Origin of the sequence: Paramaledivibacter caminithermalis DSM 15212 (assembly GCF_900142245.1) — a bacterium.
GTDB classification, from domain to species: domain Bacteria; phylum Bacillota; class Clostridia; order Peptostreptococcales; family Caminicellaceae; genus Paramaledivibacter; species Paramaledivibacter caminithermalis.
The window spans coordinates 67,911-92,891 of sequence record NZ_FRAG01000008.1; the positions used below are offsets into that span (position 1 = coordinate 67,911).

Here is a 24,981-nt window from a genome sequence, read left to right on the forward strand (position 1 = left end):
TATAATAATTATATGTTTCAGCTATAGATATTTTAGGAGGTGGAACAATGAAGTTTGTGTTAGACACACATACACATACTATAGCAAGTGGACATGCGTATAGTACCATACATGACTATATAGAAGTTGCAAAGAAAAAAAAGCTAGAGCTGGTTGCCTTTACAGATCATGGACCTGCTATGCCTGGAGGACCTAATATTTTTTATATAGGAAATCAAAGAGTAATACCTAGGGAGATAGACGGTATTGAAATCTTAAGAGGTGTTGAGGCAAATATTATGGATTTTGAAGGTAACATAGATATACCTGATTTTTATTTAGAAAGATTAGATCTAGTCCTTGCAAGTCTACATGATGTATGTATTCAGCCAGGAACAAGGGAAGAAAATACTAGGGCATTTATAAAAGTGATGAATAATAGATATGTTGATATAGTTGCCCATCCTGGAAATCCAAGATTTCCAATAGATATTAATGAGTTTGTTTTGGCAGCTAAAAAAAATAATAAAATAATAGAAATAAATAATAGCACCTTCACAAATCCTGGCAGAAGTGGAAGTAGAGATAATTGTATTATGATTGCTAGAAAGGCAAAGGAGCATGGAGTTTTTGTTGTGGCAGGTAGTGATGCCCATATTTCCTTTGATGTTGGTAGCTTTCAGAAATCAATTGAGGTTTTTAAACTAGTCGAAATGCCTGAAGAATTGATAATGAATACATCTAAAGAAAAACTAAAAAAATATTTAAAGGAAAAAGGTAAAAAATTAGAAGAAAAAGCTGTAGGTCCGATAAAATGATTATTAACATAGGAGCTATTGTTTTAAAAGAGAAGGTTACACTAATAAAATTGATTAGTGAGATAATAATAATTACAGGTGTATATTTAAACTCAAAAATAAAGATTAGAAACACAAAAATAGGGTAATAAATGATTAAGGACAGGTGGAATATTTTATGAAGAAAATGATCGATCTTAGAAGCTGTAGCATTGAAGAATTAGAAGACTTGTCTGTTCAGATGGGAGAAAAGAAATTTAGAGGTAGACAAATATTTAATTGGATAAACAAGGGTATTGATAATATTGACGAAATGGCTAATTTACCTAAAACATTCAAAAACAAACTAAAAATGGTATCATATGTTAATAATATGGATATATTAAAGGTATTAGAATCTAAAGTAGACGGAACAAGAAAATATTTATTACTTCTTAAGGATGGAAATATTATTGAAAGTGTATTAATGAGGTATAAGCATGGAAATACCATTTGCGTATCTACACAAGTAGGTTGTAAAATGGGCTGTGGCTTTTGTGCATCAACCATTGATGGAATTATTCGAAATTTAAATTCAGGGGAAATAACAGGACAAGTATTATCCATTCAAAAGGATATTGGACAGAGGATTTCAAATGTTGTTCTAATGGGTAGTGGAGAACCACTCGATAATTATGAAGAGGTTTTAAAATTTATGAAATTGATTAACGATCCGTTAGGTTTAAATGTAAGTATGCGAAATATAACATTATCTACATGTGGTATCGTTCCAAAGTTACTTGAATTGGCAGAGGAGAAGCTGCAAATAACCCTAGCGATTTCCCTTCATGCTCCTAACGATGAGCTTAGAAATAAGATTATGCCAATAAATAAAAAATACAATATTGAAGAACTTTTAAATTCTTGCAAAAAATATTCAAAAAAGACTAATCGTAGAATAACTTTTGAATATTCTTTAATAAAGGGGTTTAATGACAAAGAGGATTGTGCAATTGAACTTGCAAGAAGACTAAAGGATATATTGTGCCATGTAAATCTTATTCCTTTAAATGAAGTAAAAGAAAAACAATTCAAAGGTTCTACTAGGGAGAGAGCATATGAATTTCAAAAGATATTAAGGAAAAATGGCATTGAAGCAACAATAAGAAGGGAATTAGGCAGTGATATAGATGCAGCCTGTGGACAGCTAAGGAAAAGATATATGGAAAATGAAAATAAATGACGAATGTTAAAGGTAAAAATAAAATAAATGTTTTTGGAGGAATTTATCGAAAATCGTAGAATTAGTTACTAAAGAATATTTAGAATATTCTTTAAGGTTATAGTGTTCTTTCTCTAACAAATTTAAGGGAGGAGATTAAAATGATAAGTATATTGGCAAGCTCAAAGGGTACTGGGAAAACAAAAAAGATAATTAGCCTAGCAAATGAAGAGGTTAAAAAAGCAAAGGGGAATGTTATATTTGTAGATGATGACAAAAGGCATATGTATGATTTGAAGCATGACTTAAGATTTATAAGTATGGATGAATATCCTACAAGTAATGTTGATGAATTTTTTGGATTCCTTTGTGGAATAATTTCAAATGACTATGACATTGACAAGATTTATATTGATGGGTTATTGAAAGTAATGGATTCAAATTGTAATGAAATACCAAAATTAGTTAGTAAGTTAGAAAAGTTGTCTGATAAATATGAAATCGATTTCTTCATGACGATCAGCTGTAGAAAGGATCAATTAAGTGAAGATTTACATAAATATTTAGTATAGGAGAAAAGAGTAAAGGGATTGAAGTGTCCTTTTACTCTTTCTTGTTTTTAAATCTTCACGATTAATTAAAAATTAACAAAGGGGACCCTTAATATTTCTATAATATAGGAATTTAAATAAAGACTTTAATTTGTACATCTCCAAAACACCCAGAAATATTTGATATTTGTATATGTATAAATTAAGTTTTACTATGTAAATTCTATATAAAAGTTATTTAAGATGAATATTAAAGGTCCTTTTTAAAGTTTTGTTATGGCAGGAAGGATCTGCCTAAATATTTTTCTATATCTTCAGTATTACTATCTATATTTAATAATAATTCTTTTTGACTTTCTTCAATTATGATCATTACTTCAGCTTTACCTTGAAGAAAGAATTTTCTTACGGTATCCTCCTTGACCTCTCTAATTTTATTCTTGTGATTTTTCTTTTTTTTATATTCCTTTGTAAAATATGATCCCATAAGGTCTATAACCTTAGTATATCTCTCCATATAATTACCTCCTAAAAAACTTATTAGGGCATATAAATTAGTATACCATATAACCTTTATAAAAAGTCTTAAAGGCCAATTATTTTTACATAATACTATTATAAATATGACACATAACTATTTTGAAGTGTATATCATAGTATAGAGAGATATTTTTAGGAGGTATTAAATTGAAAATTTTAAAATTAGGGTCCCAAGGAACAGATGTAATGGAAATACAATCATTACTAAAAAAGATTGGATATAATCCAGGTCCTATAGATGGGTCCTATGGTCCTAGGACCAAGGAAGCAGTAATAGCTTTTCAGAAAGATAATGATCTAGATGCAGATGGAATAATCGGTCCCCAGACCTACAAGATTTTAGATATCTTACTAAGGGGGTATGACACTTATTATATTCAACCAGGAGATACGTTATGGAAAATAGCTAAAAATTATTATACGACTGTCAATAAAATTGTTACAGCAAATCCAAGCATTAATCCATATCAGCTTCAGATAGGTCAAAGGATAATCGTACCATATGGGATTGATGTGGTGGATACAGATATAGATTACACCTATGAAATAATGGAAAGAGATATTGAAGGATTGAAAGCAAGATATCCCTTCATTGAAGTTGGATCGGCAGGAGAAAGCGTACTTGGAAGAAAATTATATTATATCAAACTTGGAAAAGGCTTAAATCAAGTTTTCTACAACGGAGTACACCATTCATTGGAATGGATAACAGCACCGTTACTCATGAAATTTATTGAGAACTTTTTAAAAAGTTATGCCAATGGAAAAAATATAAGGGGTTATGATTTAGAGAAAATCTGGAATCAAAGCAGTATATATATAATTCCCATGGTCAATCCTGATGGAGTAGATCTAGTGTTAAATGGACTTAGTAAGGATAATCCTTATTATGAAGAACTTATTACCTGGAATAATGGGAGCACAGATTTTTCTCAGGTATGGCAGGCAAATAATAGAGGTGTAGATTTAAATCATAACTATCCTGCTAAATGGCAAGAATCTAAAGACGCTGAAATAGCAATGGGGATTGTTGGTCCTAGTCCAACTAGGTATGGAGGGCCATTTCCTCTATCAGAGCCAGAAACAGAAGCAGTAACTCAGTTTGTTAGGGATCACGATTTCAGATTGGTTCTTGCATATCATACCCAAGGAGAAGTTATTTTTTGGAAGTTTGATAATTTACAACCTCCAGAAGCAAAAAAAATAGGAGAACTATTTTCTAAGGTTAGCGGATATAGATTAGGGGAAGTATATGGAATAGCTTCCTATGCAGGGATGAAGGATTGGTTTATTCAAGAATATAGAAGGCCTGGATATACAATAGAAGCTGGCAAAGGCAAAAATCCTTTACCTTTATCCCAATTTAGTAAAATTTACAATGATAATGAAGAATTGCTTTTAATAGCTTCAGTGGTCTGAAAATTAACAATTAATTAACAATTTTTATGAGGTGTTTAAACCATATAAAAATGTAGTATAATATATATAGAGATTAATATTAGGGATTATCTTAACCTAAATTTACAGTAATCTACTTCGAAAGGGGTATGATATGAAGAAAAGTAAAGATATAATGGTTTGTGTTACACAGCAAAAATCCTGTGAACGACTCATCAAGAGAGGAGCTGAAGTAAGTAATAATTTTGACGGAAAGCTTCATGTAATACATGTTGTAAAGGATGGATGGAAATATTTTAGTAAGCTCAAAGAATCTGATGCCTTAGAATATTTGTTTGATATCTCTAAATCACATGGTGCAGATTTAACAGTTATAAAGGCTCCAGACATTGAAGAAACACTAATGAATTTTGCTGAAAAAAATAATATACAAATAGTAGTAATGGGTGAATCCCTAGAAAAATCTTCACAACAAAACATGATAGAGAGGTTTAAGAAAAAATTAAATAGAAATATTATACTTGATATAGTACCTATTGAGGAGGTAAATGAAAGAGCTGTATAAAAATGCTGGCGTTACAAGCGCCTGCATTTTTATTCTTATATAATTATATAGACATCTTAGGTGTATTTTATGGTAAATATGCACATTGATAGTATATTAAAATAAAATAAATTGATATAGATATTCCAGAAAAACAGTTAATTTATATACATCAAAAATCCTTAAAAACTCTGGATATTTTGATATGTATAAATTAAGTTTTACTATTGGAAATCTATATATATTATGAAAGAAGGAAAGAAATATGGAGCAAAATAGACAGCGATATAGAAAATATTCAAGTTACCTTAAGGAAAAATATGGAGAAAAGGTATATAAGATTCCTATTAATCTTCCAGTAACTTGTCCTAATAGAGATGGAGAATTGGGAATGGGTGGATGTATTTTTTGTGGAGAAATAGGTACGGGCTTTGAAAGCTTAGAGAATAAATTATCAGTAAAGCAGCAGCTAGATAAAAATATTGAGTATATTAAAGGAAAATATAAGGCTAAAAAGTTTATTGCATATTTTCAGAACTTTACTAATACATATATGACTATTGATAGCTTTAAAGATTATATTGAAGAGGCGGCAAAGGTAGAAAGCATAGTAGAAATTTGTGTATCCACAAGACCAGATTGTATTCATATAAGATACTTAGAAGTTTTAGGTGACATAAGGCAAAAATATGGGGTAGAAATAACTATAGAATTAGGATTGCAAACTGTTAACTATAAGACACTTAAGAAAATTAAACGTGGGCATACATTAGCTGAGTTTATTAATGCAATAAATAATATAAATCACTTTGGATTTGAAAGCTGCTGTCACTTGATATTAAATCTTCCTTGGGATGATATGGATGATGTCATTGAAGCATCAAAGATAGTATCGGCTTTAGGAGTAAGTCAGATTAAGCTTCATTCCTTATATATATTAAAAAACACAGAACTTGGAGAAATGTTTAAAAATCAACAGATTAAATTAATTTCTGCTGAAGAATATATTATGAGGGTGGTAAATTTTATAAATTATTTAAGTCCTAATATAGCAATTCAAAGGCTAGCTGGAAGAGCACCGAAGGAAGACACATTGTTTTGTAATTGGGGTATGAGTTGGTGGAGAATAAGAGATATGATAGAAGCAAGATTAGAAGAGCTAAATGTATATCAAGGTAAAAAGTGTGATTATCTAAATGGTAAAGCAGTAAAAAAATTTATAATAGAGTAAATTCTAAGGGCGAAAGCCTTTTTTTATTTTATCCCTAAGGAGTTCAAAGATTTTTTACAATAAATTGTATGTTTTAATTTAAGCAAATCCAAATAATAGAAATCAAATGAAAACTATTATCATTAAAATGTTGATACAAATTGTTTTCTTCTAAAACTTAATATAAAGACTCTAGTACTTGCAACTAAAATGCGTTATCATACACCTTTGTTCTTGCAAAAGAACTAAAAATTTTTTTATATAGGATTTACATAGTAAAACTTAATTTATACATGTGCAAATATGCAATGCTTCTGGGCATTTTGGACATGTATAAATTAAAGTCTTTACTTAAATTCCTATAGTAATTATTATTATAAAAAATTCAATTTATTAATATAGCACATATAAAAAAAACGTTGAATAATATGTAACATATATGATAATATAATAAACAGAATAACATATACATATAAATAAAATATACTATATAAATTATGGAGGGTCAATATGACTATAAAAGTAGGTATTAATGGATTTGGAAGAATTGGTAAAAATGTGGTAAAGGCATGGCTAGAAAGTAATAAAGAAATAGAAATAGTAGGGATTAATAGTGGTAGTGGACCAGAAAAGCATGCCCATATTTTTAAATACGATTCTTTATATGGAATTTTTAAGGAGAAGGTAGAAACAAAGGAAAACGCAATTATTATTGGAGATAAAGAGATTAGATTTACTTCCTTTAGAGATCCTGTTCAAATACCGTGGAAGGAAATGGGTGTTGATATAGTTATCGAGTCAACAGGAGTTTTTAGAGATAGAGAAAAAGCATCGAAGCATATTGAAGCAGGAGCTAAAAAAGTAATTATATCTGCACCTGGAGTAAATGAAGATAAAACTATAGTTATGGGAGTGAATGAAAAAGAATATGATAATGAAAATCATCATATTATATCCAATGCTTCATGTACAACAAATTGTTTAGCACCTGTTATTAAGGTTTTAAATGATGAATTTGGAATAGATAATGGATTAATAACTACTGTTCATGCATATACTGCAGATCAAAGAATCCTTGATTTGCCCCATAAAGACCCAAGAAGAGCAAGGGCGGCGGCTCAATCTATCATTCCAACTACAACTGGAGCAGCAAAGGCTATAGCAAAGGTTATACCAGATATGGGAGGAAAATTAAACGGAATGGCTATGAGAGTACCTACTCCAGTGGTATCTGTAGTAGATTTAGTAGCAAACTTGAATATGACAGCTACTGTTGAGGAAGTGAATTTAAAGTTAAAAGAAGCATCTAAAGCCCATTTAAAGGGAATACTAGAATATTGTGAAGAACCATTAGTATCAGTTGATTTCAAAAAAAATCCAAGCTCATCAATAATAGATGCCTTATCCACAATGAATGTTGGAGAAAAAACCATTAAGGTTATTTCATGGTATGATAATGAATGGGGTTATTCAAATAGAATAATAGATTTAGCGGATTATATTGCCAAATTCATGTAACCTAAAACTTCCTGTAAAATTACAGGAAGTTTTATTCTTAACTAAAGAAATTCTATTATTTTACTTGATAACAATTATTCGATTTTCTTAATAGAATAAAAGATACTATATTTATATATGTATATGGAATTAATAAAATATGATATAGTATAAGTAGCTGCCTTTCAAGTAGGAACTTTTTAGATGGTAACATATAGATATTTATAGTATTTCTTATTTTACTTAGTTAAAACACTTTATTTTTAATATAAAAAAAGTTTATAATATAAATGAAAAATGAGGAATATAGGAGGGCAGTATGGAAAATATACTTTTAATCTGGGATATAGATGGAACCTTGATAGATAGTAAAGGCATAGGAAGAAAAGCCATGGATAAAACCTTGTTCAACCTTTATAATATAAAGGAAGGATTTAAAAATGTTAGTATGGCTGGTAGATTGGATTATCAAATAGTGAAGAAAGCCTTTGAGATAAATGAAATAACAGAAGATAATATTAATATATTTTTTGATAAATACGAAGAGATGTTAAAGGAAGAATTGAAATGTAGTGAAACTTCTGAAATCTTGCCTGGTATTAATGAGATTTTAGAAGGTACATTAAAACAAAAGAACTTGTTTCATATTTTAGGCACAGGTAATTGTGAAAAGGGAGCAAGACTAAAGTTATCACATTTAGGATTAAATAAGTATTTTAAAATTGGTGGGTTCGGAGATGAGGATTGCGAAAGGTGGGAGATTATAAAAAAAGCTATAGAAAAGGCTAAAAGCTTTTACAATATTGATTTTAAAAAGAGAAATACTTATGTTATAGGGGATACACCATTAGATATTGAGTGTGGAAAGATTTTAGAATTAAAATCTGTAGCTGTTGCAACTGGTGGATATAGTTATGAAGAACTTAATAAGTATAAACCTGATCATTTATTCCAAAGCTTTGAAGCCTTTGAGGAATTTCTATCCATACTAACTATAGATGAACAACTCTAAAGTAATATAATTCATAGAAAAAATGTAGAAGAATTCATTATCTTCTATGAAATTCATACTAGGTTTTATGTTGGTTATCTATATATAAAAAATATATAGGGTTTTGAATTTGGGGTGGTATAATTGCAAAGAATAAAACAGTGGAAAAGAATATTATTACCTTATGAGCAGGCTGTTGAGGAGCTTAAGGTAAAATTTAAATCTATTAGATATGAATTTAGAGATATGAATGAATATTCTCCTATAGAGTTTGTAACGGGTAGAGTTAAAAAAATATCTAGCATATTAGAGAAAGCCAGTAGAAGAAATATTCCTGAAGACAGAATAGAGGAAGAAATTGAGGATATAGCAGGAATAAGAATAATGTGTCAATTTGTTGATGATATTTATGAGGTTGTAGAGCTTATTAGGAGAAGGAATGGTAAGGATTTAGATATTGTTTATGAAAAGGATTACATAAAAAATAATAAGGAAAGTGGATATAGGAGTTATCATGTGATTATTAGATATCCTGTACAAACAGCTCTAGGTGAAAAGAAAATATTGGCAGAGATACAAATACGCACTTTAGCTATGAATTTCTGGGCAACTGTCGAACATTCTTTAAATTACAAATATAAAAAGAATATCCCAGAAAATGTTAGAATAAGATTAAGGAAAGCAGCAGAAGCAGCATACAAATTAGATAAAGAAATGTATAAAATTAGAAATGAAATAATTAATGCTCAAAAACTATTTGAAGAAAAATCAAATAGCGTATATGAGATTTCAAATAATATACACCTATTAAATCTATTTGGCTATAAGGACGAAGCTAGGGAATTTCAGAGGCAATTCGATATAATATGGAAAAATGGGAGTTTAGAGGAACTTCAGGAGCTTTCCAAGGTCATAAAATATGCAATTCAAAAATATCAAGCATTTGACTAGTATATTAACTACAGGGATAATTTTTGCTTCAATCTTTAAATGCAATAATGAAAATACTTATCTAATCAGGGAGATTTCCATATGAAGAAATGGTATAATAAATTATTTTTAAATGATATAAGAAGGGCAATAGATGATTATAATATGATTAAAAAAGATGAAAAGATTATAGTAGGATTATCTGGAGGAAAGGATAGTATATTATTGATATTTGCCCTTAACCTACTAAGTAAATATTCCCATAAAAGCTTTGAGGTAATAGGAGTACACCTAGATTGTGGCTTTGATATGAATATAGAGCCCTTAAAAAGATTCTGCCAAGAAAAGGATATACGACTTTATATTGAAGAAACGAATATTATAGATTACTTGAACTTTGAAGGAGATAAGAATCCTTGCTATCTTTGTGGTAGATTAAGGAGAGGAGCCCTTGGAAGAATAGCAAAAAAGCTTGGGGTACAAAAGATTGCTTTAGGGCATCATATGGATGATGTAGTTGAAACATTTTTTATGAATATGATTTACACTGGAAAGCTAGGGACATTTCATCCCAAAATTTATGAGCCTAAAAAAGATATATTTTCCATAAGACCCTTAGTTTATGTAAAAGAAGAAAATATTAAGAAGGTTGTTGAAATCCTAAAGCTTCCTGTGATTACCTCAAGATGTCCAAAGGATGGATGTACAAGCAGACAAGAAATGAAGCTTTTGATAAGTACCTTGGAAAAGAATTATCCAGATATAAAAGAGAAAATAATAACTTCCTTAAGTAATATTGATATGAAAAATATTTGGAGACAAAGAAGAGATTGTTGGTGATATAATGGCATTGTATGGAATTGCAGATTTACATTTGAGCTTTCAAAACCATAAGCCTATGGACATTTTTGGTGATATATGGATTAAACATGAAGACAAGATTAAAGAAAACTGGATAAATAAAGTCACGGATAAAGATACGGTTTTAATTCCAGGAGATATATCTTGGGCTATGAGATTAGATGAAGCCATGACTGATTTGGAATGGATTGATGGACTTCCTGGTAGGAAAATATTACTTAAGGGAAATCATGACTATTGGTGGTCTTCTCCATCAAAAATGAGTAATTTATTTGACAATTTATTTTTTTTGCAGAATAATTATTATATATATAACGATTATGCTTTATGTGGTACACGAGGCTGGACTTGTCCTAATGAAATAAAGTTTAGTGAACATGATAAAAAAGTTTATAATAGGGAGATTCATAGGCTAAGGCTTTCCTTGGAAGCTGCAAGGAAGGATGGATTTAAGAAGTATATTGTTATGACTCATTACCCTCCAACAAATGAAAAATTTGAAAGGTCAGGTTTTATGGAGATTTATGAAGAGTACAATGTATCAAAGGTAATTTATGGACATTTACACAATAAAGATTCTTTTGAAATGGGATTAAAGGGAATTCATAATGGTATAGAATACATACTGACATCGAGTGATTATATTGATTTTAATCCGATTAAAATAATGTAAAGGAGTGAAAAAATGCCCCAGATTAAAATAAGAGGTATAGGAGCCGAAAAAATACGCAGTATAAGTAAAGAATTAGTTGATGAATTAACACAAATTGTAGGTTGCCCTAGAGACTATTTTACTATAGAATGTATAGAAACTACTTCTATTTTTGATGGAGAAGTAGTTGAGACATATCCTTTTATTGAGGTAGTTTGGTTTGATAGAGAACAAGATATACAAGATAAGGTAGCTAAAACATTAACTAAATATGTTAATCAATTAGGAGTAAAGGATTTAGATATAGCATTTACTTTATTCCAAAAAAATAGATACTATGAAAATGGAGAACATTTTTAAAATAATTGAAAGATGAATGAATTATATTTTAAATTTTTGAATATTATTATGTATTTTGAAGGTATTAAATTAGATTTAGATTGGGTGTAATAATGGTAGGACGTAAGATTCCTGAAAACGTATTTGATAAATTTTTTCAACATAGGGATTCATTGTTTATACAATTCAACAATGGAGATATTACTAAAAGGGAATTTATAGAGGAGCACTATTATTTTATACAAAGGATGAACCTAAAACCATTTAAACATAGAATAGATTCCTTTGAAAAAGGTATATATAATTACCAATACTATAATATGCTTGCAAAATATTGCTATATGAAAGCCAAGGATAGAAGGTTAATTGAAAAGCATCCTAATGTTGTTCGTAAATATAAGGAGAAGGGTGTATATTATTATAATCAAAAAGATTGGTCTACTTTAAAGCTTCTTGAACATATAGATTTTGAAAATGTAGAGGCATATTTTATAAAGGTTAAATCTAGAGTATTAAAGAATAAGCTTTATGAAATAGTATTGAAGGATTTTAAAGATGTTATATTACATTCAAAAAGTGAATATATGCTAGAACGATTAAGATATGAAGGAGTTTTTGAAGAAGAAGTAAGAAAATCCTTAATAGATGATTATATAAATCAAAGGTATTAATTAGTGGACCACATTAAAAGCTAGGGTCAAGCCTACTAGGGCTTGACCCTATAATAACTTTTAAGGACTTGAAGAAAAACCAAGCCTCATAATTTTTTATAAAAGACCTATTTAGTCTATCCAGCTTGATGGGTTAGAGTGATCTTTTTTGCTTTCAAATGTGTTCTCTTCTATAATGTTTTTATCATTTTTATTGTATTTTACTTTATTATTGAAGTTAATATTTGAATTTAATGTACCTGTATAATATTTATTATTAATAGATTTGTTTTCTTTTTTCATTTAAAACCCTCCTTCATCATTTAAGCTTTGCTTTAGCATATAATTATAAAAAAACTACTTATATTACATAAATTAATGTATATATTTAGTAATATATTTTTCCTTGCTTTATATTATTTTATGTAAAATCAAGTTTAAGATGATTGCTATATTATTCTTCAAGATATATTTCCCTGGAAAACTAGAAAGATTTAAAATATTATAGATATCCCAGTAAAACAGTTAATTTATACACATCAAAAATCCTTAAAAACTCTGGATATTTTGATATGTATAAATTAAGTTTTACTATGGGAAATCTATAGATATTCCAGTAAAACAGTTAATTTATACACATCAAAAATCCTTAAAAACTCTGGATATTTTGATATGTATAAATTAAGTTTTACTATGGGAAATCTATATATTGAAAAAATTAAAATAGATAAAGTTTAGCTTGTAGCTTAATGATGATAATAAATGGAAAAATAAAATATTTTTTTCTACAAATACTAATAGCATAAGACATTTGAAAGGATGCTTATGATGAATACAAGATTATTTATTATAGCAATAACACCAGGAATTGCTCTTGCATTGTCAGTTTATTTTACCGATAGATATGATAAAGAGCCTTTAACATTACTCATAAAGGTCTTTGTTTTAGGGGCACTATCAGTAATACCAACAGCATTTGTGGAGAGGCTTTTATTGAATTTTAATTTTTTTGGAGGATTATTGAGTGCAGCATTTACTGCTTTTATAGTAGCAGGATTAACAGAAGAATTCTTCAAAAGAGGGGTTGTATTAATTACAGCTTTTAAAAGCAGAGCATTTGATGAAAAACTTGATGGAATAGTTTATGCAGTTTTTTCAGCTTTAGGCTTTGCTACTGTAGAAAACATAATGTATGTAGTTTTTAGATTTACAGCCAATCCACATATAGGAATTTACAGAGGTATATTTTCAGTACCAGCCCATATGCTCTTTGCTGTAACAATGGGATACTATCTATCGTTGGCAAAATTTTCCCATGGTGAAGGAGAAAGAAGAAAATATTTAAGAAAATCTTGGTTTGTTCCAGCCGTTTTACATGGTATTTTTAATTTTATATTAATGACTCAGATTTCATTTGCTTTTGTGTTTTTTATACCTTATGTAATTTATCTATGGATAGTGAATTTAAGAAAATTAAACGAATATTATATTGAATCAAAGATAACATATAAAAAGGATATGAGATTGCAATAAGATGTTAAATAAGCTATGGTAAAAAAAAGACCATAGCTTTTGTTTTTGATATAAAAAATTAAAAATGCAAATCATCAAAAAAATCTGAATATACATATGGATTTTTGGTATACATGTAATATATACAACTTATTAATTAAAGGAGCTGAGGCTATGATAGATGTTCCTAAGGTTAAAGTGGGAAGTAGCATTACTATTCAAAGAGTTGTAAGACAGGAGGATACTGCTTTAAATTATGGTAGTGGGAAATTAGAAAAGCTTTTTGCTACTCCAAGTCTTGTAGCATTAATGATTGAAGCTTCAGTTAAGCTAATAGATGATAAGCTACCTGAAGGATTTATAACGGTTGGAAAAGTTGCAGAGGTAGTTCATGAAAAAGCAACGGTACTAGGTGAGACTGTTAGTGTAAATGTCAAAGTAAAAGAATTTGATGGCAATAATATTATACTGGAAATGATTGCTTACGATGAGATTGGAACTATTGGAAGGGGAAGCCATAAAAGGATCATAGTAAATAAAAAAGCACTATTAGAAAAAGCAAATACGCGTGCTGCTAAGCTTAAGAATATAGATTTTTAATTTGTAGTCATGATTTTATAGATATTCTAGTAAAACAGTTAACTTATACACATCAAAAATCCTTAAAAGCTCTAGATATTTTGATATGCATAAATTAAGTTTTACTATTGGAAATCTATAGATATTCCAGTAAAACAGTTAATTTATACACATCAAAAATCCTTAAAAGCTCTGGATATTTTGATATGCATAAATTAAGTTTTACTATTGGAAATCTATATATTTGACTAATATATGATCTAAGATTAAAATATAGTCGGAGGGAAATACCGACTTTTTTTCTTTGTAAAATATAAAAGCTTATGGAGGTTGAGATGTTAGAAGGTATTAAAGCAGTAATATTTGATTTGGATGGTACCATCGTTGATTCGATGTGGATATGGAAAGAAATTGATATTAAGTACCTTGCTAAGAGGGGGATTAAATTACCTGATGGTCTTCAAAAAGAAATAGAAGGAATGAGTTTTACAGAAACAGCCATATATTTTAAAAAAACCTTTAGCTTAAAGGAAACGATTGAAGAAATAAAAGAAGAGTGGAATTTAATGGCATATGATTTTTATAGAAATAAGATAAATTTAAAGTATGGAGTAAAAGAATTTATTGAGTTAATAAAATCTAAAGATATTAAATTAGGAATTGGTACAAGTAATTCAAGAGAGCTTGCTTTAGAAGTATTAAAAAAACATAATATATATGACTACTTTGACACTATAAGAACTTCCTGTGAAGTTGAAAAAGGAAAGCCTCATCCCCATATTTTTTTAAAGGTTGCAGAGGATTTGGGTGTTAAGCCTCAAGATTGCATAGTGTTTGAAGATACCTATGCAGGTGTTCTAGCAGCTAAACGTGCTGGAATGAGAGTTATAGCCATATCCGATGAACTATCTTTACCATATAAAAAGGAAATATGTGATTTAGCTGAAAATTATATTGAGGACTATATAGATATTGCTTAAGGTATAACTGGGATTTACCCAGTTTTTTGTTTTTGTAAAAATACCCTTTACTAAATTAAATTAAGCATATATTATATAGATATTCTAGTAAAAAAATTAACTTATGCATATCAAAAATCTCCAAAAGCTTTGGATATTTTGATATGTATATAAATTAAGTTTTAGGAAATCTATATCATAAGAAGAAAAATAAAGTTAAGATAAATGTATTCTATATTAGGGAGTGTATGATATTGAAAAGAGGACAGATAGTAGAAGTTGAAATAAAGGATATGAAATTCCCAGCCAAGGGTATAGGAGAAATTGAAGGAAAAAAAATATATATTAAAAATGCTTTGAAGGGACAGAAGGTAAAGGCTAAAATAAAGAAGAATCGCAAAGAATATGCACATGGGAAATTAATTGAAGTTGTTGAGAAGGCACCCTTTGAGTCAGAAGCCTTTTGTTCTCACTTTGGATTGTGTGGAGGCTGTGCTAGGCAGACAGTACCCTATGATAAGCAGCTTCAAATAAAGGCTGACTTAGTAAAAAAATTGATTGATGATGCAGGAATAGAGAATTACGAATTTTTAGGTATTGAAAAAAGTCCTGAAGTATATGGATATAGAAATAAAATGGAATATTCCTTTGGAGATGAAATGAAGGGTGGAGAAATGACCCTTGGAATGCATAAAAGAGGACAGTTTAACTCTGTTGTAACGGTAGATCAATGTAAATTGGTTGATGAGGATTTTAATAGTATCTTAAAGTCAAGCCTAGAATATTTTAGACAAAGAAAAATTCCTCATTATAATAATAAGTTACATAAAGGATATTTGAGACACCTTCTTGTTAGGAAAGGCTTAAATACAGGAGAAATATTAATAGCTTTAGTTACTTCAACGCAACTAGATATTGATCTTACCGATTATGTTAAAAGTATTATTGAGCTTAAGCTAGAAGGAGAAATAAAGGGAATAATTCATGTATATAATGATAATTTAGCTGATGCAATAAAATGTGAAAAGATGGAGACTTTATATGGACAGGATTATTTCCATGATAGACTTCTTGGACTAAAATTTAAAATATATCCATTTTCATTTTTTCAAACAAATACCTTAGGAGCAGAAGTATTATATAAAACCGCTTTAGATTTCATAGAATCTGCGGACAATAAAACAATATTTGATCTATATTGTGGTACAGGTACAATAGGACAGATAGCTGCTCAAAAAGCTAAGAAGGTAATAGGAATAGAGATAGTAGAAGAAGCGGTAAAAGCTGCCAATGAAAATGCTGCTATGAATGGCTTGGACAATTGCCATTTTATTGCAGGAGATGTACTAAAGAAGATTGAAGAACTAAATGAAAAGCCTGATATAATAATACTAGATCCACCAAGAACAGGAGTTAATCCAAAGGCATTAAATAAAATATTAAAATTCACACCAAAAGAAATCATATATGTATCTTGCAATCCTGAAACACTAGCAGAAAACCTTGAACAAATACAAGTAAAAGGGTATGTGGTAGAGAAAATAAAATGTGTAGATATGTTTCCACACACTACACATGTGGAGGCAGTAGTATTGATTAAAAGAAAACACAGCTAGGAAATGTTGAAATATCAATAAAAACATAGGTTTTATAAAAAATAAATATGTTTCCATGTACAAGAACTGAAAACAGTAAGCTTAAAACTAAAAGGAAAAAGCTTTAAATAGCCCTCATCTTTAATTCAAGGCGGGGGCTATTGCAGGTTTACGAAAGATTCGAGATAGATTTATTCTTTAGTATTACTGAAAAAATGACGGTGCTTGAAGGAGAGAAAATTATTGTAAGTCTGCTTGATAAAACAGAGGTTGAAGTTGTAATTGAATAAATTATGAATATGATAGTCTAGAGTCGATTTGGCTGTTTTTGTTTAAAACAATAATATTCTGTCGACTGATGGCGGAAAATATTAACAAGTAAATTATTGACAAATTTGGAATGGGTGGGTAAAATAATAACTGTAGACAAGCTTGTTTATGTAGTTGATAGAACTATCACAAAAAATATTTTTAAAAGAGGGCATTGCAAAGAGATAGATTGATTTTTTTAAAACACCCCTACTTTGAGGGGGTGGTGAAGTTTTGATATAAATTAAAAGTAAAATCAATGGTTTAAGTTGAAGATTATAATTAAATTCTTGACAATACCTATTAATTAAGAAGGATAATATAATGAAGAAAATTTTGTTTTTAGCATTAGTAGTGGTTATGACATTTTCCATGACAGTAACATCATATGCAAATGACATGAATACAGTAGTAACAAAAGGAGAATCAGGGAAGCCGTATTTTAGTGAACAAGAAGCAGCGGATATTGCTTTACTTTTTGTTTTAGAAAACATGTCAGAAGAGAATATCTGGAACATTAACACAATGATCAATAAGGTATATACTTTATACAACCTTGAAGGGGATATCACAGGATATACATTTAATTTAAGCACTGCTGGAGTTTATAGTGGGTATATTACAGTATCTTCTAATGAATATGAGATGCCTATACAAGAGTTCTCTTTTCATGATAAACCAATATTTGAAACTAATGTAGAAGCTAGGTTACTAAGAAATGTAAAAATTAATGATTTTTCTAAAAACACTAAGAATAAAGCTATCAAAGAAAACAAAATTATCCATAATGGTCCACTTGAGTATTACATAAATTCTGAAGGAAAATACTACGATATGGATAAAAAAGTGATAAAATCAGTTAGTAATATCAAAAAACAATCCAAATCGAAAAAGAACTTAACAGCAAGTAAGAAAAATAAAGAATTAAAGGAACTTATTAAAAACAGTCATAAATTGAAGGCAAACATGGGTGGAACTTATGATGGTCAAAAAAGTGGTTATGTGATTACTGATAGGTTTGCTTACATGAAAGATAGATATGGTAGTTATACATATCAAGGAGGTAAATCATTATCTGGATATGATGGATTGGACATGGATAATTATGGTGGTGATAATGATTGCTCTTTAGTATCAATTACAACTATGGCAAACTGGTATCAGAAGCAAGGGTTCACTAAAATACCTAGTTCTCCAAGTGATATTTATGATGATGTATTGGCTGAAGCACTTAATAATGGTTATACACCTTCAGGTGGAACAAATCCTACTAAAATTGATAATATCATAGAAGATACATTTAGTAGATGGGGATATAGTGTAAATGCAAGTAACATTTATGTTTGGTCATTTGGCACATTTACAAACGAGATTGATGCTAACAGACCTTTGATGTATAATTTAGCAACGGGCTACTATTCAAATCATTCAATTTCAGTATTTGGATATAAAAAGTATGATGTGGCAGATTTCTTAATGGTTAAAGATAATTGGACTACTTCTACAAGATACATCCACTGGCAACAAATGATCGATGAGATAGGTAGTGTTACTAAAATGAAAATGAATTAATTTCATTTTGAAATGGGTGAGTTAATAATGAAAAAAAAGATTAGCATTATAATTATAGTCCTATTTACATTATTTGTGGCAGTCTTTGTAGTCAGATTCATCAATCCTGTTTTTAGATACAATTTTGATGTTAATTTTAACACTGTTAAAGAACATAAATCATACCTTTCTGACTCAGGAGCAGAAACAAAAGTTTTTACTTTGCCGTTACCACCAGCAACAGCATTCGCTTTCAAGCATTCTGACAGTGCAGTTACTTATTATAGTAAATTGTCATATGATGAATTCTTAGACTATTATGAAAGCAATAAATATAGTATCAACGGAAATATAGTGACTTATAACGGCACTGATTTCATAATTTCAGAAGTGAAGTATGATGAAGATTATAAGTATTATTTTATAGATATTGATTTGTATATGAATGAATAATGTCTTAAAGACCAAGTTTGAAATTTCAACTTGGTCTTTTATGTTGTGCGAGGCATGTTACCGAGTCGATGGTTTGAAAGAATAGTTTAGTGGAGGATGAGAGTAGAGTTCTATTCTTTTTACATATCAAAGGGACGGTTCTGTTGATATACAAAATAGATATACCAATAGAACCGTCCCTTTGATATATGTCAATTCATGTCGGAAAATATTTACAAAGAAATTATTGACAAATTTGGAATGAGGGGTAGAATAATTACTATAAACAAGCTTGTTTATAGATTTGATAGAAATATCTAAGGAAAAGTTTAAGGGTTGATTAAAATATGAAAAAATTGACAAGAAAAATTATTAGTTTTATACTTATGATACTGATGATATCTAATATAAGTATTTCAGCATTTGCAAGTGAAACTGAATCAAGTTTTAAAAATTCAAATATTAATAAATGTAATATTGTTATTACTGATGATGGTGTATATATTAATGATATTTATTATACACAAGAACAGTTTGTCAAACTTCTTGACACTGCAGTTGTAATTGATAAAACTGAGTTTAAAAACGATTCTATTAAGAATAATAGTGTAATGAGAAGTGTAGGTGTGCAAAGTGCTACTGGAGCTCTTATTGCAGGTACATGGTGGATTCCAGGAGTTGGACAAGTAGTGATTACTGCTGCGGGAGTAGTAATTATAGGTGGTACAGTAATAGCAGCAGGTACTTGGTTATATAACAAAGTTGTTGATTGGTTTGAAGCTAGAGCGAAAGCAGAAAAATATGAGGAAGCTAAAGAAAAAGGAGAAAAAACAGATAATCATGAAAATGTAGAGGGAGAGAGTAGCCTACCAACAAAAGGAGACTCATATTCTTCCAAGGATTTATTAGATTCAGATGGTGAATTAAAACAAAGAAGATATTACGATAAAAATGGAGATGCTGATATGGATATCGACTATCAACACGGTGGAGTTGGACATGAATTTCCACATAGACATTACTGGAATAATGGCTCAAGAGGTAGTGCAGTACCGTTTTAATCCAATAAGTATGTATTAGACAGGAGGGAGTTATGTATAGTTTTAAAGACCTTAAAAAAGACTTACTAGTAGGTCGAGAAATTGAATTTAAATATAACGGAGAATTATATTCAATATCTAATTCATCTAAAGGATGGGCTTTGTGTCATAATAATGAGATAATAGGTAATTACTTTGAAGATATAAATTATTTAATTAATTATATTGAACAAGTTAAAATATGTAACAAGTACTTTAGAGAAATATTTGAACAAAATGAATATGAAAGTTTATATATTTTATAGTCTTTAAAAGTACAAGAGCACAGTCTCTCTGTATCAAATTATCTAAAGGATAACCAAAGGAGAACAAATAAAGGGACTGTCACTCTGGTTATTTAGGAAAATTTATTTTATAAAAGTACAGAAGTATATGATTATTTTATTAGAATGATAGAACTAATAGAGTCTGAGAATAAAAAATAGAATACTTCCAATAGTACTTCCAATAGAAATATATAAAATGTTTTCTGTTGGAGAAAAAGTCATAAGCATTCATTCTGAATTCATAGGGGGGTAAAATTAAAATACTCCCTTATTTTTCTGCGAAATATTATCATTATTCTATCAAAACACATGTTGAGTGCGTAGTATTGATTAAAAGAAAATACAGCTAAGAAATGTTGAAATTTCAATAATAATAGAGGTTTTATAAAAAATGAATATGTTTACTTGAACGAGGATAGAAAACAGTACCCTACATTTGATTGTAGGGTTTTTGTTTTATAGTTCTATAATAAATGTTGGTGTATTAAATCTTAGTTTTTTATTTTGCAAAAAAAATATTGCACCTGTTAAAGATGTCTGCTATGTTATTGTTTACGAAGACAAATACCGAAATGAGGCATATTAACATGTGCATAATAATTTTATCACTAAATTACTTAATCTAAAAATATTTTAGTTTTAGATTCATCTTTATTGAAGGAAAATGTAAATGAATGTTGAAATATGAATATATTATGAAATGTATTTTTTAGATTTAGCAGGGGGTGTAGTTTTATGGATATTATAAACAATTAGATAGTCTATAATAATTATACAGTAAAAACTCGGACACGATATAATTAATAAAATTAATCTGGAGATTAATCATGTCTAATATATATCAAAATATAAAATATATAATTAAGAATTAAAAAAACAGATAGTTGAATTTGTCAAGAGTAGAAAAAGTCCAAGCGAAATAGTTAAAGAATATAATGTACAAGATCTACCGTAAATAAGTAGGTTAAAGACTATACTACATTAGGCTCTTTTAAAGCTAAAGAGTAATGAGGAAAAGATTGAAAATATAGTTAATAGAGAGTTTGATAGGGAAGAAATTTTAGAGGTAGTGGTAAGCGACTTAACATATGTAAATGTTAATGGAAAATGGAATTATATATGCATATTATTAGACCTATATAATCGTGAAATCATTGGATATGCTACTGGTAAGAATAAGGATGCAAACCTTGTTTATAAAGCCTTTACAAAGATTAACAGACCTTTAGAAAACATTAAAATATTACATACTGATAGGGGTAATGAATTTAAAAATAATCTCATAGATGGTTTGGTAACTACATTTAATATAAAACGCTCCCTAAGTAAAAAAGGCTGCCCTTATGATAATGCAGTAGCAGAAGCTGCATTTAAGGTTGTTAAAACAGAGTTTGCTTTTAATAAAATATTTCAAAGCTTTGAGGAGCTTGAATATCAATTATTTGATTATGTAAACTGGTATAATAACCATAGAATTCATGGCTCCTTAGATTATCTTACCCCTGTAGAGTATAGAATGTTAATGTCCGACAAAAAAGTGTCTTAAAAAGTGTTGACAATCCATAGTTATAATAACCAGAACGAGATACATCTGATATCTTACATAAATAACTAATCATGTTTTTCAGTTTATATTTTTTAACTATAGAATTAATAAGCATGAATTTTTGATTAGTAGATAATTTTATTTCTTCTTTATCGCTCCCCTTTCTATCATATCTAACTTTTTTAGCAGTTCATTTTCTGCCTTAAGTAAGTTGTTTTGAGCTTTCAGCCGTTCATATTTTTCTTCTAGTGAAAGTTCTTTTTCTCTTGGTCTTCCAGAATTCTGTTTTCTTGTATCTTTAAGCCCTATAACACCATTATTTTTATATGCTTTGCGCCACCTTTTACTCGCAGATTTAACACGATTTATACCAAGAATATCTATATCAAAACCGTGGGTTTCAAAAATATCTCTAGCCAATTTTCCCTTCTCATTTTCACTAATAAAGATACGTTTAAATTCATCAGTATAAGTTATTGCTTTCATGCTTACTTTTTTAACGTATTTATTTTGAGATAATAATTTAACTTCCTTTTCTGTAAAAATTTTATTACTCATAAATTTTCAACCCCTCTAATGTCTTTTGTTTTATTATAAAAGAAAATACCCAATAGGGTAGACTTTTTTTCATTGTCTACTCTATTGGGTACATTTTACAGATTTGATGAATAGGTGCTTTTTGTTTCATTTAAAATAAATTAGCAGAATCTATACGACCAGCAACAATCCTAAACTCATCTATCTTATCAACACCTTCGAAAAACCCCTTCTCATAATAATAAGTAGGCTTACCATACATTTCACAGAATCGAGCATTACCAGGGTTAGAATATGTACAGTTTTCTAAATCGCTGCAGTAGTTAAAAATATATGTACCACTAAATTAATCGACAATTTTTGACTTAATTAACCGACAAATAATGTTATAATTTACCTAAAGACAAATAAAGAATATTTAAAAATTATTAAATATTTATACTTTCCTTTAGTTTTTTTTTGGTACGATTATAATTACTTTGTTCAAAGATTTATTTAAAAGAGGCAAATAAAATGTGATACTGTTATACTGCCTATTCGGAAGGGGGATGCTATATTGGCAGGTAATCGTTCATTTAAAGATTATGTGGCAAACAGATTTGAAAATGAATTATTTGATGCAGTAAAAAATTACATTGAAGAAAACTATGATAATTTGGATTTGAGGTTATATAAAGTTCGAAACATTGGTGACATAGAATTATCAGATATAGAGGTAAAGCTTGTATCTGTAAATGATTTGCCAGGTATGAAAATAGAATTTGATGTCGTTGTAGAAGCTGATCTTGTAGTTCGTGAGTCAGATTATCACTATGATGAATTGGAATATTGCAGTCAGTGGTTTATGTTGAAATGCTTAGGAGATTTGGATAGTAATTTGGATGATTTTACAATCTCTAGTGTAACTGAGTATATCGGTAAAAATAAGCAGCCAAAACCTATGTCAGATTCTCTTGCTCCAATTATTAGAAAGGAACATTTAGAATCTGTTGCTACAGATTTTCTGCGCAGATATTACCCAGAAGCATTAAAAAATCCAATGGCAGTTGAACCACAAGTATTGGCAGAAAAAATGGGTCTTAGAGTTGAAATGAGAGAAATTACAAAAGATTTCTCTGTTTTTGGACAGATATTCTTTCACGATTGCGAAGCAGAAGTTTATGATAAAGACAGCGATGAAATGGTACAGATCAATGTGGATGCCCGAACTATATTTGTGGATCCAAAGGCATATTTTCTTCGAAACTTAGGATCAGTTAACAACACCATTGTGCATGAGTGTGTTCATTGGGATTTACATAGAAAAGCATTTGAATTGGAAAGGTTATATAACAGCAGTGCCACACGAATTAAGTGCCAGGTAGTAGGTGGTATAAAAGATAGTAATAAAGATGCTACTGATTGGATGGAATGGCAGGCAAATGCTCTTGCTCCAAGGATTCAAATGCCAATTTCAACATTTAAGAAAAAAGCTTTTGAATTTATTAAGCAATATAAAAAAGAAAAGGGTACCGATGAACTTATAGATGTAATGGAGCCAGTTATTGATGCCCTTGCTACTTTCTTTGGTGTTTCTCGTTTAGCAGCTAAAATACGAATGATAGATGCTGGATATGAAGAAGCTATTGGGACTTTCACATACATTGATGGTCGCTATGTTAAGCCACATAGATTTAAAAAGGGTATTCTACAAAGAAATCAAACTTTTTCTATTGGTGTAGTAGATGCTGCAATTCAAAGTTTAGCTAATCCTGAAATGAGGTCTCTAGTAAGAGATGGTAGTTATTTATATGTTGATTCACACTTTGTTTTAAATCATCCAAAATACTTGACAAAGGATATATATGGAAACACTGTACTTACGGACTATGCACGAACTCACATGGAAGAGTGCTGTCTGATTTTCGAATTATCAGTAAAGTCTGGATGTAGAGAAAGATATTATAGTGAATGTTTTCTCAACCGTGATAAGACATCGAACATTGATTTCGATATAAAATATTGTAACGGTTTTGAGTATGCGACTCCAGAAAGAAAAGCAAAGATACTTGCGGATATTTTAGCAGAGGAAGTAAGAATTTATAGTGAATTACCAAACAGTTATACAAAATCTCTCGAGATAGTAATTGAATGGAGAGGAGTTACATATAAAGAACTTGGAGAAAGAATATTGCTTAATGAGAAAACAGTAAGAAGAATTGTTAATGGAGAAACCAAAGGTTCTATTAATTCTTTAGTACTAATTTGCTTAGGACTTCATCTTCCACCTAAGATAAGCAGACACATTATTGATAATTCTCCCCATTCATTAAATATTAACGATAAGAATCACCAATGGTATGATTTTGCACTGACCTACCTTTACACAAAATCCATAGATGAAATAAGACAGTTTTTACATCAATATGGTGCAGAACCATTATAAAAATTAAAAAATTTTCTTGAAAAGCGGACA

26 protein-coding genes and 2 pseudogenes are annotated in these 24,981 nt (G+C 29.3%); 25 read left to right on the plus strand and 3 right to left on the minus strand.

The window, feature by feature from the left end; all coding sequences use genetic code 11:
* The first annotated feature begins 47 nt into the window (after positions 1–47).
* The 4 genes from BUB36_RS04850 (at position 48) to BUB36_RS04860 (ending at position 2,549) form a co-directional block, all read left to right on the plus strand.
* A complete protein-coding gene (locus tag BUB36_RS04850; RefSeq protein ID WP_073147588.1) occupies positions 48–797 on the plus strand; it encodes a phosphatase in 750 nt (249 codons plus the stop codon).
* Positions 794–925: a hypothetical protein gene (locus BUB36_RS20340; RefSeq protein WP_278247803.1), complete on the plus strand. Its 132-nt coding sequence runs from the start codon at positions 794–796 to the stop codon at positions 923–925. Before BUB36_RS04850 ends, BUB36_RS20340 begins: the two co-directional genes overlap by 4 nt.
* A 29-nt stretch (positions 926–954) precedes the next feature.
* Positions 955–1,998 carry a 23S rRNA (adenine(2503)-C(2))-methyltransferase RlmN gene (gene rlmN / locus BUB36_RS04855; protein ID WP_073147590.1) on the plus strand — a complete coding sequence of 348 codons (1,044 nt, stop codon included), beginning with the start codon at positions 955–957 and terminating at the stop codon, positions 1,996–1,998.
* Between the two features lie 140 nt (positions 1,999–2,138).
* Positions 2,139–2,549, plus strand: coding sequence for a hypothetical protein (locus tag BUB36_RS04860; protein WP_073147592.1), 411 nt, complete (start codon positions 2,139–2,141; stop codon positions 2,547–2,549).
* A 253-nt stretch (positions 2,550–2,802) separates the two neighbouring features.
* Here the strand turns inward: BUB36_RS04860 and BUB36_RS04865 are convergent, their stop codons facing one another.
* Complete coding sequence (locus tag BUB36_RS04865; RefSeq protein ID WP_073147594.1) at positions 2,803–3,045, minus strand: hypothetical protein; 243 nt, start codon at positions 3,043–3,045, stop codon at positions 2,803–2,805.
* Between the two features lie 170 nt (positions 3,046–3,215).
* Here BUB36_RS04865 and BUB36_RS04870 point away from each other — a divergent pair, with 170 nt between their 5' ends.
* The 10 genes from BUB36_RS04870 (at position 3,216) to BUB36_RS04915 (ending at position 12,161) form a co-directional block, all read left to right on the plus strand.
* Positions 3,216–4,487 carry a M14 family metallopeptidase gene (locus BUB36_RS04870; protein ID WP_073147596.1) on the plus strand — a complete coding sequence of 424 codons (1,272 nt, stop codon included), beginning with the start codon at positions 3,216–3,218 and terminating at the stop codon, positions 4,485–4,487.
* A 133-nt stretch (positions 4,488–4,620) separates the two neighbouring features.
* Positions 4,621–5,031, plus strand: a complete 411-nt coding sequence (locus BUB36_RS04875) for a universal stress protein (protein WP_073147598.1) — start codon at positions 4,621–4,623, stop codon at positions 5,029–5,031.
* Between the two features lie 244 nt (positions 5,032–5,275).
* Positions 5,276–6,241 (plus strand): TIGR01212 family radical SAM protein, encoded by a 966-nt coding sequence (locus BUB36_RS04880; RefSeq protein ID WP_073147600.1) that lies wholly within the window; start codon positions 5,276–5,278, stop codon positions 6,239–6,241.
* A gap of 489 nt (positions 6,242–6,730) precedes the next feature.
* Positions 6,731–7,738 (plus strand): type I glyceraldehyde-3-phosphate dehydrogenase, encoded by a 1,008-nt coding sequence (gene gap, locus BUB36_RS04885; RefSeq protein WP_073147602.1) that lies wholly within the window; start codon positions 6,731–6,733, stop codon positions 7,736–7,738.
* Between the two features lie 298 nt (positions 7,739–8,036).
* Positions 8,037–8,729, plus strand: coding sequence for an HAD family hydrolase (locus BUB36_RS04890; RefSeq protein ID WP_084111711.1), 693 nt, complete (start codon positions 8,037–8,039; stop codon positions 8,727–8,729).
* A 123-nt stretch (positions 8,730–8,852) separates the two neighbouring features.
* Positions 8,853–9,659 (plus strand): GTP pyrophosphokinase, encoded by an 807-nt coding sequence (locus BUB36_RS04895; RefSeq protein ID WP_073147604.1) that lies wholly within the window; start codon positions 8,853–8,855, stop codon positions 9,657–9,659.
* An 81-nt stretch (positions 9,660–9,740) separates the two neighbouring features.
* Positions 9,741–10,478, plus strand: a complete 738-nt coding sequence (locus tag BUB36_RS04900; protein WP_073147606.1) for a tRNA lysidine(34) synthetase — start codon at positions 9,741–9,743, stop codon at positions 10,476–10,478.
* 4 nt (positions 10,479–10,482) lie between these two features.
* On the plus strand, positions 10,483–11,172 hold the full coding sequence (locus BUB36_RS04905; RefSeq protein ID WP_073147608.1) for a metallophosphoesterase: 690 nt from the start codon (positions 10,483–10,485) through the stop codon (positions 11,170–11,172).
* Positions 11,173–11,184: 12 nt separating this feature from the next.
* A complete protein-coding gene (locus BUB36_RS04910) occupies positions 11,185–11,511 on the plus strand; it encodes a DUF1904 domain-containing protein (RefSeq protein WP_073147610.1) in 327 nt (108 codons plus the stop codon).
* A gap of 92 nt (positions 11,512–11,603) precedes the next feature.
* Complete coding sequence (locus BUB36_RS04915) at positions 11,604–12,161, plus strand: DUF6648 family protein (protein WP_073147612.1); 558 nt, start codon at positions 11,604–11,606, stop codon at positions 12,159–12,161.
* Positions 12,162–12,272: 111 nt separating this feature from the next.
* On the opposite strand, the gene BUB36_RS19600 is transcribed toward BUB36_RS04915, so the two are convergent.
* A complete protein-coding gene (locus BUB36_RS19600) occupies positions 12,273–12,443 on the minus strand; it encodes a hypothetical protein (RefSeq protein ID WP_165613031.1) in 171 nt (56 codons plus the stop codon).
* 522 nt (positions 12,444–12,965) lie between these two features.
* Here BUB36_RS19600 and BUB36_RS04920 point away from each other — a divergent pair.
* The 10 genes and pseudogenes from BUB36_RS04920 to BUB36_RS04960 all read left to right on the plus strand — a co-directional run.
* The gene (locus BUB36_RS04920) at positions 12,966–13,673 is read left to right on the plus strand and encodes a PrsW family intramembrane metalloprotease (RefSeq protein WP_073147614.1); all 708 of its coding nucleotides are present in this window, start codon (positions 12,966–12,968) and stop codon (positions 13,671–13,673) included.
* Between the two features lie 153 nt (positions 13,674–13,826).
* Positions 13,827–14,252 (plus strand): thioesterase family protein, encoded by a 426-nt coding sequence (locus BUB36_RS04925; RefSeq protein WP_073147616.1) that lies wholly within the window; start codon positions 13,827–13,829, stop codon positions 14,250–14,252.
* A gap of 314 nt (positions 14,253–14,566) precedes the next feature.
* Entirely contained in the window at positions 14,567–15,211 is a 645-nt protein-coding gene (locus tag BUB36_RS04930) for an HAD family hydrolase (protein WP_073147618.1), read from the plus strand.
* 227 nt (positions 15,212–15,438) lie between these two features.
* Positions 15,439–16,806 carry a 23S rRNA (uracil(1939)-C(5))-methyltransferase RlmD gene (gene rlmD / locus BUB36_RS04935; protein ID WP_084111715.1) on the plus strand — a complete coding sequence of 456 codons (1,368 nt, stop codon included), beginning with the start codon at positions 15,439–15,441 and terminating at the stop codon, positions 16,804–16,806.
* A 140-nt stretch (positions 16,807–16,946) separates the two neighbouring features.
* Complete coding sequence (locus BUB36_RS20345; RefSeq protein WP_278247804.1) at positions 16,947–17,075, plus strand: hypothetical protein; 129 nt, start codon at positions 16,947–16,949, stop codon at positions 17,073–17,075.
* Between the two features lie 343 nt (positions 17,076–17,418).
* Positions 17,419–18,666 (plus strand): hypothetical protein, encoded by a 1,248-nt coding sequence (locus BUB36_RS04940; RefSeq protein WP_073147622.1) that lies wholly within the window; start codon positions 17,419–17,421, stop codon positions 18,664–18,666.
* A gap of 27 nt (positions 18,667–18,693) precedes the next feature.
* Entirely contained in the window at positions 18,694–19,098 is a 405-nt protein-coding gene (locus BUB36_RS04945) for a hypothetical protein (RefSeq protein WP_073147624.1), read from the plus strand.
* 326 nt (positions 19,099–19,424) lie between these two features.
* Entirely contained in the window at positions 19,425–20,138 is a 714-nt protein-coding gene (locus BUB36_RS20130) for a hypothetical protein (protein WP_242655718.1), read from the plus strand.
* Positions 20,139–20,170: 32 nt separating this feature from the next.
* The gene (locus BUB36_RS04955) at positions 20,171–20,422 is read left to right on the plus strand and encodes a hypothetical protein (protein ID WP_073147626.1); all 252 of its coding nucleotides are present in this window, start codon (positions 20,171–20,173) and stop codon (positions 20,420–20,422) included.
* A 1,027-nt stretch (positions 20,423–21,449) separates the two neighbouring features.
* Positions 21,450–21,989: pseudogene (locus tag BUB36_RS04960) on the plus strand (IS3 family transposase); the annotation flags it as partial.
* Positions 21,990–22,005: 16 nt separating this feature from the next.
* On the opposite strand, the pseudogene BUB36_RS04965 reads toward BUB36_RS04960, so the two are convergent.
* Positions 22,006–22,547 (minus strand): annotated as a pseudogene (locus BUB36_RS04965) (HTH domain-containing protein); the annotation flags it as partial.
* Positions 22,548–23,082: 535 nt separating this feature from the next.
* Here BUB36_RS04965 and BUB36_RS04970 point away from each other — a divergent pair.
* Positions 23,083–24,951 (plus strand): helix-turn-helix domain-containing protein, encoded by a 1,869-nt coding sequence (locus BUB36_RS04970; RefSeq protein ID WP_073147630.1) that lies wholly within the window; start codon positions 23,083–23,085, stop codon positions 24,949–24,951.
* The last annotated feature ends 30 nt before the right edge of the window (positions 24,952–24,981 follow it).